Annotated in this window: 13 protein-coding genes; 3 read left to right on the top strand and 10 right to left on the bottom strand. The window is 51.0% G+C overall.

Going from position 1 to position 13,233, the window contains the following annotated elements; translation table 11 throughout:
- Window positions 1-3: 3 nt before the first annotated feature.
- Window positions 4-312: a PadR family transcriptional regulator gene (locus BV910_RS11645; protein WP_078147442.1), complete on the bottom strand. Its 309-nt coding sequence runs from the start codon at window positions 310-312 to the stop codon at window positions 4-6.
- Between the two features lie 200 nt (window positions 313-512).
- Between BV910_RS11645 and BV910_RS14985 the strand changes: the two genes are divergently transcribed.
- Complete coding sequence (locus BV910_RS14985; protein WP_240499849.1) at window positions 513-1,496, top strand: PAS domain-containing protein; 984 nt, start codon at window positions 513-515, stop codon at window positions 1,494-1,496.
- A 9-nt stretch (window positions 1,497-1,505) separates the two neighbouring features.
- Window positions 1,506-3,197 carry an HD domain-containing phosphohydrolase gene (locus BV910_RS14980; RefSeq protein WP_240499848.1) on the top strand — a complete coding sequence of 564 codons (1,692 nt, stop codon included), beginning with the start codon at window positions 1,506-1,508 and terminating at the stop codon, window positions 3,195-3,197.
- 37 nt (window positions 3,198-3,234) lie between these two features.
- Here the strand turns inward: BV910_RS14980 and BV910_RS11635 are convergent, their stop codons facing one another.
- From BV910_RS11635 to BV910_RS11625, 3 genes are read right to left on the bottom strand one after another with little or no spacing between them, the layout of a single operon-like run.
- Window positions 3,235-4,335 (bottom strand): ABC transporter permease, encoded by a 1,101-nt coding sequence (locus tag BV910_RS11635; protein ID WP_078147441.1) that lies wholly within the window; start codon window positions 4,333-4,335, stop codon window positions 3,235-3,237.
- On the bottom strand, window positions 4,322-5,455 hold the full coding sequence (locus tag BV910_RS11630) for an ABC transporter permease (RefSeq protein WP_078147440.1): 1,134 nt from the start codon (window positions 5,453-5,455) through the stop codon (window positions 4,322-4,324). Before BV910_RS11630 ends, BV910_RS11635 begins: the two co-directional genes overlap by 14 nt.
- 10 nt (window positions 5,456-5,465) lie before the next feature.
- A complete protein-coding gene (locus BV910_RS11625; RefSeq protein WP_078147439.1) occupies window positions 5,466-6,398 on the bottom strand; it encodes an ABC transporter ATP-binding protein in 933 nt (310 codons plus the stop codon).
- A gap of 144 nt (window positions 6,399-6,542) precedes the next feature.
- Between BV910_RS11625 and BV910_RS11620 the strand changes: the two genes are divergently transcribed.
- On the top strand, window positions 6,543-6,941 hold the full coding sequence (locus BV910_RS11620) for a hypothetical protein (RefSeq protein ID WP_078147438.1): 399 nt from the start codon (window positions 6,543-6,545) through the stop codon (window positions 6,939-6,941).
- Between the two features lie 87 nt (window positions 6,942-7,028).
- Here the strand turns inward: BV910_RS11620 and BV910_RS11615 are convergent, their stop codons facing one another.
- From BV910_RS11615 to BV910_RS11590, 6 genes are all read right to left on the bottom strand, one after another.
- Window positions 7,029-7,928 (bottom strand): CAP domain-containing protein, encoded by a 900-nt coding sequence (locus BV910_RS11615; protein ID WP_078147437.1) that lies wholly within the window; start codon window positions 7,926-7,928, stop codon window positions 7,029-7,031.
- 110 nt (window positions 7,929-8,038) lie between these two features.
- Complete coding sequence (locus BV910_RS11610) at window positions 8,039-9,262, bottom strand: exo-beta-N-acetylmuramidase NamZ family protein (protein WP_371328167.1); 1,224 nt, start codon at window positions 9,260-9,262, stop codon at window positions 8,039-8,041.
- Between the two features lie 191 nt (window positions 9,263-9,453).
- Window positions 9,454-11,211 carry a C39 family peptidase gene (locus BV910_RS11605; RefSeq protein WP_078147435.1) on the bottom strand — a complete coding sequence of 586 codons (1,758 nt, stop codon included), beginning with the start codon at window positions 11,209-11,211 and terminating at the stop codon, window positions 9,454-9,456.
- Between the two features lie 103 nt (window positions 11,212-11,314).
- Window positions 11,315-12,073 (bottom strand): ABC transporter permease, encoded by a 759-nt coding sequence (locus BV910_RS11600; protein ID WP_078147434.1) that lies wholly within the window; start codon window positions 12,071-12,073, stop codon window positions 11,315-11,317.
- On the bottom strand, window positions 12,073-12,921 hold the full coding sequence (locus BV910_RS11595) for an ABC transporter ATP-binding protein (RefSeq protein WP_078147433.1): 849 nt from the start codon (window positions 12,919-12,921) through the stop codon (window positions 12,073-12,075). The genes BV910_RS11600 and BV910_RS11595 overlap by 1 nt, the downstream gene beginning before the upstream one ends.
- Entirely contained in the window at window positions 12,918-13,124 is a 207-nt protein-coding gene (locus BV910_RS11590; protein ID WP_078147432.1) for a PLD nuclease N-terminal domain-containing protein, read from the bottom strand. Before BV910_RS11590 ends, BV910_RS11595 begins: the two co-directional genes overlap by 4 nt.
- Window positions 13,125-13,233 lie beyond the last annotated feature (109 nt).

Here is a 13,233-nt window from a genome sequence, read left to right as displayed (position 1 = left end):
TCTTCACTCCTTGATTTCTTTGAATAACTCGTATGCTTTTTGACGGGCTTCCGCCAACACAGAAAGTCCTTTTTCGGTCGTCACGTAGTTTTTGCGAACGTGTCCATCGACCGTCTCGTTTTCACGAACGAGAAGGCCATCCTTCTCCATCCCGTGTAAAATCGGGTAGAGCGTCCCAGCACTGATCTCGTACCCGTGTTCCCGAAGCTCATCGACCATCCATGCTCCATACACGGGATGTTCCGCGGCGTGGTGCAAGATATGGATGTGGATGAAACCGAGAAACAACTTCCGCAAGACGCGGTCTTCCATACGTGTCATCTCCTTAATATCGAAGTTCGATATCGGTTTTCGAAATTAGTCTAACAAAGGTGAGAGGATGGGGCAAGGGAAGAGCATGCAGTTTACGAAAACTTTAAATAAAAAGTTGGGAATGAGTTCGGAAAAAATAGGGAATCTATCACAAATGAGGTAAACTGAGTAGAGATTTTATTTGCTGAGGAGGAAGTGACGTGACAAACTCCCATCATTCTTCATACGACACATTGTTGCGTTATATGCCCCAAGGCTACGTCGAGTTTAAAGTGATTTACGACGACGCTTCGGAGCCGGTTGACTATGAATTCTTTGAAGTGAATCCTGCCTTTGAGAAGATCATGAAAGGGAAGCGAAAACACTTCATCGGAAAAAAGGTGTCAAGCGCCCTAAAAGACTTTGAATATAGTGAGCGAGAATGGATGATTCAAGTGGCACGTGTCGTCAGTGATGGTGGTACCGTGACATTTGAACACTATTCCCGCCGTAATAAATGTTGGTTCGAGATGTCTGTGTTTAGTCAACGGACAGGATTTGTGTCCGTCATGTTCCACGACATCACGCCACACGTTCAAGAGAACAATGCGTTAAAACAACTCGTTAACGTATCGCATCGCTTCGTCTCGACCGGTAGTGATTTGTTGATGAATCAACAATTTCTTGATCAGATTCGTGACTTCACGGGAGCGAAGGCGGTCGCACTCAATTTGATGGAAGAGGATGGCGAATCGTATACGACAGTGGCATTATCGGGCATGGATGAGATGTTAGAGAAAAGTCTCGACATCCTTGGATTTCATCCGGTCGGAAGGAAATGGCCGATGACGGATCAGCGGCGTGACCTGTTCAAACAATCGAATCCTCTTGTCTTCGATGGGATTGACCCACTGATTGATGGTGCCCTTCCGAAACGACTCGTCAAAAATCTACTTCGGATTTTCTCACTTGGAGAAGTGGTTCTCTTTAAAATCGAACAAGATGGCGTCTTGTATGGAGATTTGACGATTGTGATGGAACAGGGGAAGCAAGCGAACCGCCTCGGTCTCGTCGAGTTGTACCTCGTCCATGTACTCCAGCAATTGACGAAAGCCGATCATCAAGTGGGTGAGACGAAGAAATCGATGTTCGATGGATTTGGCACGCTCGACTTGGAATGCATCATGGCCTTCAACACACGGTAAGTGCTTCACTTGAACGAGACGTGGGAGCGCGTATTAGGGTTTTCGCTTGATGAGTTAGAGAATATCGATTTTCTTAGTCTGATTCACCCGGATGATGAGGTGATCACGGAAGCAGGATTTGCGGAGCTTGAAGAACGTGGCGAGTTGTTCCGATTCGTCAACCGCTTCCGGACAATCGACGACACGTATCGCTCAATCGAGTGGCATTGTAAACTTCAAGGGGGTTACATTTATGCGATCGCCAAGGACGTGACAGACCGAGTCCAATTGGAAGAAAAATTGGCCGATCGGGATCGCCTCTTGACGAAACTATCCGACCAAATCCCGGGTGCCATCTATCAATTCGAATTGTTGCCTGACGGAAGCTTCAACTTCCCGTTCTTTAGCCGGGGCTTTGAAGATATGCTGGGGATTTCGGCAGAAGAGGTACAGACGGACGCGAGTCTTGTCTTCCGACGGATGCACCCGGATGATTATCCGCTTGTCATGCAGTCGATTGATGAATCGTATCGTAATTTGACGATTTGGGATGCAGAGTTTCGTTTGTTGACCAAGGACGGACGAACCATCTGGATTCTCGGGTCATCCCGGCCAGAGAAGATTGCGGAAGACCATGTCTTATGGCACGGCTATATCGGAGATGTCACGGAGAAGAAAACATACGAGAAAGAGATTGAATATCTCAGTTATCACGATCAATTGACGGGCATCAAAAACCGACGCTACTTTGAAGAAGCGTTGGGGCGCTATGATGATGAGCATTTTTATCCGCTCACACTCATCGTCATCGATATCAATGGTCTGAAACTCACGAACGATGCGTTCGGTCACTTGGTCGGAGATCAACTGCTCGTTGAAGCGGCAAATATTTTACGAAATAAATTGCGCACGAAAGATGAAGTGGCGCGAGTCGGGGGCGATGAATTCGTCGTTATCTCCCCGAATACGACTCTCGATGAGGCGAAGCAACTGTCGGACCGTCTCGGTCGTCTCTTCCACGAACAGACGGTAGAAGGGTTACCAATTTCCGCATCGTTCGGTGAAGCGGTCAAATATGACTCGAATGTCGAATTGGCCGAGGTGTTCAACTTAGCGGAAGACCGGATGTATCACCATAAGGTTTCTGAAAAGCAGAGTCGACGCCACCATTCTATCCAAATCATCATGCGCACGCTGTATGAGAAAATTCCACGCGAAGAAGCGCACTCTCAACGGGTCGCCAATTTAGCGGGGAAACTTGCGGAAGCGATGGGCTTCACGAGTGCCGAAGTGAATGAGATTCGAACGGCCGCCATTTTACACGATATCGGAAAAGTGGCAATCAGTAATGACATTTTAGATAAACCTGGCACGTTGACTGAATCGGAATGGTATGAAATCAAGCGCCATCCGGAAATCAGTTACAATATTTTGAGTACCGTACCCGAATATGTCGCCTTGTCCGAGATTGTCTTGGCGCATCATGAACGATGGGACGGGAAAGGCTATCCGAAAGGGTTACAAGATTTTGAAATCCCTCTTGCGTCACGAATCATCGCAATTGCGGATACGTTCGATGTCATGGTGACGGGGCGACCATATCGACAAGCGAAAACGATTGACGAGGCACTTGCCATCATCAAACAAGAGGCAGGTAAACAGTTCGACCCATCTCTCGTCGACGTCTTCTTTGAAAAAGTCGTACCGACACTTCAACAATAAACAAGCGAGTCCTCCTGAATGTGGGGGACTCGCTTTTTCAAACGGTCAGAGGTCGTTTCTTCAACACGAGGATGGTGAAGAGGAAGACGACTCCGGTCATGCCAATCATGACAAGGATGGAGGGATACGGGAACTGACCCTCATACATCGTGATGACACCGTTATTCAACCAATAGGTCGGCAGGAAACGACCGACAAGTTTCAATGAATCCGGCAACCAGAGCAGGCTGATGAACGCCCCGCCGGTGATGGCGGATGCCATCGTAACCGAGATTTGAAAGATGTTCGCCTTCTCCCGATTCGTCGCAAAGACGGCGATGAGACCACCGAGGGCTAGACAGACGAGCAGATAGGAAGAAAACAAGGCGAATACGGTCGGGAGATGTGTCCATACATCCTGACCGTATAAAGCGAGGCTCACGCCAATCAACAGCATCACGTAGATGAAGCCGACGAGATAAAAGGCTAGTAGCAGGGAGGCGAAGTAACGCCTTGGTGTCACCGGTGAGGCGAACAACCGCGCATAGATCTTCTCGTCCCGATCATCCGCGACAAACATAGGAATGAACTGGAGAAAGGTCGACATCATGATGAACGACAACAGACCGAAGAAGGCTTGTGTTCGGGCGGTCGTGGCGACACTTTCCTGGAACGGTTCACTTGAAAGTGTGTAACCGTTCGACGTCTCTTTTGACGCAAGCTGTTCGAACGTCGCTTTATCGTAGCCGCTCGCTTCGAGCAGTTGGCGTTCGCGGGCCAGATGACCGTTCAGTGCCTGCTCGATCAACGAGGCATCACTCCCGGCGATTGCAGAGAAGGAAGGGCGAGGCATCTCTCCTGTGAACGCCTGTTTCGTGAAGTCATCGGGAATGATGAGGACGATATCTTCTCCTTCTAACAAGACATCATCCGTGTTCGACTCGAGCAACGTGACCCGACCAAACCGTTCGGCCTCGTCAATGAGGCGTTCGGCGAGAAGTCCACCGTCCCGGTCGACAATCCCGATGGATGCGTTCAAACTGGACGTTCCACCGACGAAGGAGAGGATGAGCGCGAAACCGAACATCGACACGAAGGTGAACACCCACAGCCCTTTCTTTCGAAGCATCCGTTTGGCCACATGTCTAATGAGAACCATGACGCTTCACCCCTTTCGAGAGAATGTAGCTGAATGCAATCAAGATGAGGAGATGAATCCCGAGCAATCCGAGACTTTGCCAATACAGATTCATGTCCCCTTCCCGCAGGAGCACGGCTAGCATCCCGTCCCGCATGAAAATCGGCATGAACACGTAGGCAGCCCACGGCGCATAGTTCAGCGTCACTTGGTCAAAACCGGGGACATAGCCACCGGATAAGATCATGAGGATGGCGACGAAGCCGTTGACGATCGCATCCTTTGTCGTCGCGCTCAACTTCGGCAAGTTGACAATCAGAAATCCGATGGCGACCCCGTACGCGGTCAAGGCGAGCCAAGACAGAATCAGATAGCCGAACTGTACGTTCGCCAAGTCGAATGTGCGATAGACGAAATGGCTGAACCAAAACAAGAGGATGAGCTGCAACAAGATGATGACGTAGCGACTGAACGTCCGCGCAAGTCGATATTGAACCGTTCGGACTGGGGCCGCTTGGATGCGTAAGTAACTGCCTGTATTCGGTTGCTCTTCTCGTGCCATCGATGTGATATAAAACGACCCGAACAATGCCGTCATGATTGAAATCGTGACGGTGAAATACTCGAGCGAGGTCGGGGTACGTCCTGCCAAGTCGACACTTTCCGTATCGAGCCAAGCCTCATTCACATATGGGGCCGACACGCCTGCTTCAGCGAGCGTGATTTGTTGATTGGCGATGGCTGTATACTGACCGAGGATGGCATCGAGGACATCGAACTCGACCGTCGTCGGTTCCTCATAGAAGAGTGTGATGTCAGGTCCATCGAGTTGCAAGATGACATCGGCATCGCCTTCGTTCACACCTTGTTCGGCAGATGGGAGGTCAACGTATGGGACAAGTCGGATGAAGGCTTGAATGTCTTCCTCTTTTAAAAAAGCCTCGAGCGGCTCGCGATACTGGTCGGTCGACGATTCGACGTAGGCGACGTTCGTGACCGGAAGTTTGAACGTGTCACTGAAGACGGCCGACAGCATCGTCCCGAGTCCAAAGATGAGGATGAGCGGAAAGATGAGCATCCAAAAGAGGGTGGCACGATCACGAAGCCGCTGTTTCACATCATATTTGATGAAAGTCCACATGACGCCCCTCCTATTCCCGGAGCGTCTTCCCTGTCAATGCCAAAAAGACGGTATTGAGGGAAGGACGGTCGACCGTGATGGAAGTGAAATGGACATGTTCTTGATGGAGCGTCTCAAGGAGCGGGGCGAGCGGCGTGTCCTTGTCTAACGACACCTCGATGTACGGCTCTTCATACTCCACTTTTTGAACGTGGTCGAGTGCATCGAGTCGTTCGAGCAAATTTGGTGTGAGCGCATCGACTTTGATCCGGGCCGTCTCGAGTGTCATGACACGGTCTTTCAATTCGTCCTGCGTTCCTTCTGCGATGATCCTTCCTTCATCAACGATGGCGATTCGGTCGCAGAGGAGTTCGACTTCTTCCATGTAATGAGATGTATAGATGATGGTGGCACCGCGGCGATTCAGTTCGCGGATATTCTCTAAAATGGTATTTCGCGACTGCGGGTCGATGGCGACGGTCGGTTCATCCATGAAGATGAGTTCGGGTTCATGGACGATGCCACAGGCGATATTGAGGCGACGTAGGAGACCGCCGGACAGTTCGGGCGGACGTTTCTTTTGATGGGCATCGAGTTCGACGAAGTGGAGCGCGGCCTCGGTCTTTTGTTTCGCTTCTTTCGGACTGAATCCATACAGCTCCGCAAAAAATTGGATGTTCTCATAGACGGTCAGCTGATCATAGACGGAGACGTGTTGCGGCACGATCCCGACGCGGCGTTTGATGGCCAGTTCGTCTTTTGGCATCGCTTTTCCAAAAATGTGAATCGAACCGGAGTCCGCCTCGTACAGATTCAACATGACCGAAATGGCGGTCGTCTTCCCGGCACCATTCGGTCCGAGCAACCCGAAGAGTTCGCCTTCTTCCACTTTAAGAGTGAGGTCGTTCAAGGCAATCGTATCCCCGAACCGTTTCGTGACATGGTCGAGCGAGATAATGGACATCGTGATACTCCTTTCTCATGTGAAATGTTTCTCGTTCTACACAAAGGTGTTCGAGGATTGTCACGAATATACCTGTCCGGAACCCTCGAAATGTGCAATAATCTAATTATTCAGATAATTACGGTGTCGAAATGAGGGATTTGGATGAAAGGATGGCAATTCAACAAACAAGAGGGGGCGTTGTTCCCAGACGAAATCGTGCTTTCCGCGTTTTGCACAGTCGAACCGAAACGAATGGATTCGACGCTTCCGTTCTATTATGATGAGTCAATTTTTCGCTTCACAAATAAGCATGGAGAGACGTTCTACTTTAAAATATCCCCGAGCTATCACGAGTTTGAGATCAAAATTAAAGATCGGGACGGGGAGCTCGTATATTATCAACTGCTCCGCACCGTCAGCAAGGTCGAGATTTTAGAAGACCGGCGAGACCACGCAGAGTTATTGATCGTCCTAGCTGAAGATCGAAAGCGGACCGTGACGTCAATCGAATTGACCGTCCGACCGCGTTTTCGTGTGCTCGTGAAAGAGCATGAGATATAAGAAGTGCGTAAGGCTCGAGAGCGGATGCGAATCCGCTTTTTTAATTGGCGAAAAAAAGACAGCCACGACGTGACTGTCCTTCAGCGGTTATTTCGTCAAAAAGATTTGAACATGGATGGTCGACCCTTGGGCATCGGTCGCTTTGCCAATCCCGAGGTGCGTATAATTCGCATTCAAGATATTCGCGCGATGACCGCTGCTGTTCATCCACGCATCGACCGCCCGGACCGGGTCGCTCGATCCTTTATAGATGTTCTCTCCCCAGCCACGATACGAGACACCGTAAGCGTCTAACGTGTCCCCGGGTGTACCGCTCTCCTTGAGCGTGTGTGAGAATTGACCCGTTCGCGCCATCTCATCGGCACGGACTTGGGCGACACGGTTCGCCTCACTCGAAGCGGCGAGAAGAGAGAGGCCGGCAGCATGTCGTTCTTTGTTCGTCTCGGTCAACACGTTGACGGGCGACGTGAAGCTGACATGGTTGGCGAGGATGTACCCCGTGTATGAACCGTAACGCACCTTATACCATCGCGATGTGCCGGTATAGCGATATGACACGGTCTCGAGTTCGGTGCCTTGCCGGACGAACTTGACGTTTGAAGAAGTCGTGAGCGGACGTGATTTTAAATAAACGCTCGACGGTTTGACGTACGTCGGTTTCGTAAATTTCACCTCGGCAGTGGACAAGCGGACATACTTGGCGGGCAGATAAGCGTAGCCGCTGCCCCATTGAATCTTATACCAGCGCACACCGTCCAATTGGAACGATGTCCGGACACGCATCGAACCGTCTCGTGGGATGAGCGCAAGTCGTTTCGCGCTCAAAGAAGGCGATTGCCGGACGTTGAGCTGACTGATGTTCGTCACGTAACCGGTCGTATTGATTGACGTCTCATAATAGGCTTGGACAGGGCTAATAGAGAGTGGTGATCCGATCACACCGAGTGTCAGAATGATGGTGAGTAGTAGAGAGAGATGCTTCTTCAATGGAATCGACTCCTTTTGTGAAACTCCCTATATTCTATATTGTTTGGGTGATTTTTGGTTTTACCATTTCATTACAAAAAGGATGGACTCTTCGTGAGCCCATCCTCGCTTCATTTATACAGCAAATACTCTTTTCGAATGGGGAGGAAGGCGTCCCGCTCGTCCTCGATTTTCATCAGGATGTCTTCAAGTGGAGCTCTTTCGAGAATCATGTCTTTCACGTAGGCGTTTCCTGTCAGTTTCGTGATGAAGTCGTTCGCTAAAAATTCGAAGTCGTCCGGATACATGTCATGAGCCGTTTGAATCATCGCGATCCCGGTTCGCGTCGATTCGAATCGAACCGGGTCGGTGACATACACCTCAACCCCGTGCGTCAGTTTGCCCGCGTGTTTTGAGAACGTCGGCGTGAACGAGGCAGCCCGGAAGGCGACACCCGGCAACTCGAGTTCGTTCAGCTCATTCGCATAGTCATGCGCTTTTATATACGGCGCGCCGATCAGCTGAAACGGTTTCGTCGTCCCGCGACCCTCGGATAGGTTCGTCCCTTCAAACAATCCGGTCGCAGGGTAGACGTTGACCGTGTCGGTCGTCGGCATGTTCGGGGACGGCATGACGAACGGGAGGCCCGTGTCTTCATACATCATCGAACGTTTCCATCCTTTCATTTTGACGACTTCGAGGTCGGCTTGAATCTGATACTCGGTGTTGAACAGTTGCGCGAGTTCTCCGACGGTCATCCCATGCTTTAATGGAATCGGATAAAGACCGATGAAGCTAGAGTAGTCCGGGTCGAGCACCGGACCGTCGACGCGAAGCCCACCTTGTGGGTTCGGACGGTCGAGGACGACGAACGGAATATCGTTCTCGGCTGCGGCTTCCATCGCATACGCCATTGTATAGATATACGTATAGTAGCGTGTCCCGACATCCTGGATGTCAAAGACGAGCACGTCGACATCTTGTAGCATCTCAGCCGTCGGTTTCTTCGTGGCACCATATAGACTATATACGGGCAATCCCGTCACGTCATCGATGTAAGAGCTGACGGTCGACCCGGCTTGGGCATCTCCCCGAACGCCATGCTCTGGTCCGTACAATGCCGTCAACTCGAAGTCATTGGACTGGTCGAACAGGTCGACGATGCTCGTTCTCTCCGCGTTGATCCCGGTCGGATTCGTGATCAGTCCGACCCGTTTTCCTTTCAAGATTTCCGGGTTTTCCATCAACCGGTCGACCCCGAGTTCGACCTTTGGTTTTTTCGGTTCAGACTTCGCATCGGCATCCAACCAGACGATGGAAGTCGTGAGGATCGTCAACGCGGCCATACCACCCATCCATTTTTTCATCAGAAGTTCCTCCTTTAATTCATGTAAGCGCTTTAATTTCTTAACAGGAGTGTACCATCCAGAAATTAAATTTCAATATTTAATCATAAAAATAGGAATTTATATTTCTTAATTTCGTACTATTCTCCTAATCGCACACAAAAAACGTGCCCTTCGATTAAAGGCACGTTCCTTCTTACTTATCTGACCGCGAGCGCTTTCCATCCGGTCGCGCTCATGACGGCGCTCACTTTTGATTTCGGGATGACCAAGCGTCCACGATATGGGTCGTTGATATACAAGTTTGATTTGTCATAGCCGGTTGCCAACATGACGTGATAGTTGACGTAGCCGGTGAACTTCTTGTTCGAAGCGGTGTACCAGTTGAAGTAGCCGTACGGTTTGTTGAAGTCGACGCTCGCCCAGACGATGACCGGGTTACCCATCGACAGTTCGCGCTCGATCGAGCCGAGGCCTTGGTTGGACAAGTCTTTCACCGGACGATATTTGCTGGCGAATCCGACCATGCCTTTCGGATAAATCCCGTAGTTCTTATATTTGCCGAGCGTCCCTTTCGGATCTCCCGTGAACATGACGTTCGGGTCGACCCAGCGATAGAGACGGTTCTCATAACGCGCGTTCCACATGCTCTTTGGCATCTCGTTATATAAGGTCGAGGCGCTGACGGCACGACCTTTCTCTTCAAGCGCCATCTTGAGGGAGAAGAACTCGCAGCCGGACGGATAGCCCATCGGGAACTGACGATAGAGTGGGACGCTCATCTTATAGATGGACAGTGCCTGAGAATAGGCGCCCCGCGCATCGAACGAGGCGTTGCCGACACGACGGTTTTGATACATCTTTCCATACGTGTCAAAGTAATACCACTTGCCGTCGATGGCTTGCCAATCCGTCTTCTTCGTCAACGCGGGAGCGTAATACTCGTACTGGGTCGTATATTTCCATCCTTTCTCGGGGACACCCGTCGAGTGGAAGTGATACGTCTTCCCATCCAATCGGAATTTCCCTTGTAGCCGGTATCCGTAGGTTGGGTGGAATCCGACCTTCTTCCCATCGACCGTTTGGAACCCATACTCGCGTCGTCCGTATGCATCGAATGAATAGACACGTGCATTTAGTTTATGGACACCTTCTAGTCGGTACCCGTACGTCGGATGGAATCCATACATGACACCATCGATTCGCTGTAGCCCATACTTGCGGTCGCCGTATTTTCCGAACAAATAGTGTCGATTGTTGATGCGATAGAGTCCTTCGAGGCGGTATCCGTAAGTGGGATGGAAACCGTACATCTTGTCACCGATCCGAGCGAGTCCTTGGCGACGTACCCCGTCATCCCCGAAGTAATAGCGACGTGTGCCGATCGTCTGCCATCCGGTCGCCATCTTCCCTTGCTCCATCAAATAATATTTCTTGCCGTCAATCGTATACATCCCTGTACGGATGGTGCCGTCTGGGAAGAAATAATGTTTGGCGTCACCAAGCTGCTGCCATCTCGAGAGACGGACCCCATCCTCGTTGAAGTAATATCGCTTGCCGGCGATCGTCTGGAATCCCGTGACGGGTTGACCGGTCTCATCGTAATAGTAGACGAGACCGTCCCGTTCCTGCCAGCCGGTGAGTAGCTTTCCGTTCTCGTCAAACGTGTATGTCGTGCCGTCAATCGCATAAGCACCCGTGACGAGTCGACCGTCTGTCTCAAAGTAATAGGTAGCCCCTTCGATTTCCTGCCAACCTGTGAGGAGCATGCCATCTTCATTCAGATAGTATGTATGGCCATCGATTTCTTGCCATCCCGTCAAGACCGTCCCGTCACTCGACGTATAGACGATGCCATTCTCCGTCTGTTGAAATGAACCTTCCGCATGTGTCAGAAGGGGAGAGGTAAGGAGGGTGCCGGCAATTAAACTAAATAGGGTAGTTGTCTTCCACTTCATATGAGTAAGCCTCCCGATTTTCAAAAAATGCTATATAAAATAATATAACCATTTTTATCCAAGTGAAGATAGTGGCAAATGAATCATTTGTGAGGTCAGACGTTTACGCCGAATGACTCATGAATCGAAGTCGTTTCGATGCCACGAAAAGGGAGATGAGAACGACAACGGTTCCCGTCACGAGTGGCCACACGAGATCCACTTCGGTCAGGAGCACCTGGCTCGATTGTGGACCGAGCATCCATGGCATCCAATCGAGGTCGACCCATCCGATGAGGAGCGACATGACGAAATGGAGACCGAGCGTCAAGACGACCGCGACGACCCCGCTCTCAATTATGGCAGCGAGGAGAATGAAGATGGAGAGCTGAACGACGAAATGACAGACGAGAAGTGCCGTCGAGACGAGAAATGCGGGTACATCAAACGGCTCGAAAAGAATGACCGTATAGTACGCCGCCGCTAATTGGGCGAGTAAGAGGCCACCGACCGTCAAGAGGACGTAATGGGCCCATTTGCTGACGACGATGCGAGACGTCGGAATCTGTAACGATTTGAGCCAGGCGAGCGTCCCGTTCGTCCGCTCATGACTGAACGTGTGCATCGCCGACAACAAGACGACGAGAAGTCCGATTTGACGGAGCTGTTCACTGACTGAAATCAATACTTCTTCTGGTGTCGGCGTCGGGAGCTCGATGACGGCGCCGTCCGGTAAGTTGCCGCCGGAGGCGAGGATATCCGGTAAGAAATAGAGCGTGAGCGGTTGCATCGAGGCAAGGAGCATGAGCACGATTGGGATCCAAATGAGTCGTTTGTTCGACCATGACTCTCGCCATTCCTGTTTAAAGATTGCGGTACGCATCAGGCGTTCACCTCCAAGAATAAAGATTCGAGTGACGGGTGCCCGACGTGTAGTGATTGGATGATGAGATTCCGTTCCAGGATGCGCCGCAAAATCGCCCGTTCGGCGAGATTCCGGTCCGTTGACTCAAACGTCCACGTCGAACCACGTTTCGTTGTTCGGGTCACGCCTTCTAACTGCGTCCAGTCTGCTTCACTCGTCTGATCATCAAAGAGACGCAACTCAATGGTCGACTTCGAACCGAGCAGGTCGGTCACGGTTCCTTCCATGAGCAATTTGCCTTGGCGAAGCAGGAGCACCCAGTCACTTGCCTCTTCGGCATCCGGCAGGACGTGCGTCGAGTACAGGATCATTCGCTCTCGTTTCAAGTCACTTAATAGATCGAGTACTTCTCGTCGACCGCGTGGGTCGAGTGCCGAGACCGGTTCATCGAGCAGTAAGAGTTCCGGGTCATGGACGAGCGCTTGGGCAATCCCGAGACGCTGTCGCATCCCTCCCGATAAGTTCGCTGCCGGCCGGTCGACCGGTTCGAGCCCGACTCGTTTCAATAGTTGAATCGGCTCGACGTGTTTGGTCCCCGTCAATTCAGCGGCATACCGAATCGTCTCGACGGGAGTCAACGATGGATAGAGGGCAGGGCGCTGAGGCAAATAGCCAATCCGAATACGTTCGTGTCCGGTCATATCGCCACTTGTCGGTTCGGTGACGCGGGCGAGCAAGTTCAAAAGCGTCGTCTTCCCGGCACCGTTTTCTCCAAGGAGGGACGTGCAACCCGGTCGTAATTCGAAACTGACATCATCGAGCGCCGTGAAGGAGCCGAATCGCTTCGTTACATGTGTGATGTTCATCGCGGAGTCCGTCCCCATAAGAAGTAGATGATTGGGCCGAGTATGTTGATGAAGACGATGACGAGAAGCCATACCCATTTCGGGCCATTCGTCATGTCGCGTTTGAACAAGTCAATCAAGGCGACGACGAGCAGGATGAGTTGCAAAATCAAAACAGGTAGTAAGATGAGAAAAAGGGTATTCGGGTCATTTGCGATGTCCATCGCGAGAACCTCCTTTTGAATTAGCTGTCTTTAAAACATTCTACATGAACGGTATGTCCCCTGTATGTGACACAAAAAATCCCCATCTCACGACGGAGATGGGGACGAT

Source organism: Exiguobacterium sp. HVEsp1, from assembly GCF_002009685.1.
Taxonomy (GTDB): Bacteria; Bacillota; Bacilli; order Exiguobacteriales; family Exiguobacteriaceae; genus Exiguobacterium; species Exiguobacterium profundum.
The sequence above is the reverse complement of the archived record's forward strand: the minus strand, read 5'-3'. Positions and strand labels throughout refer to the sequence as shown.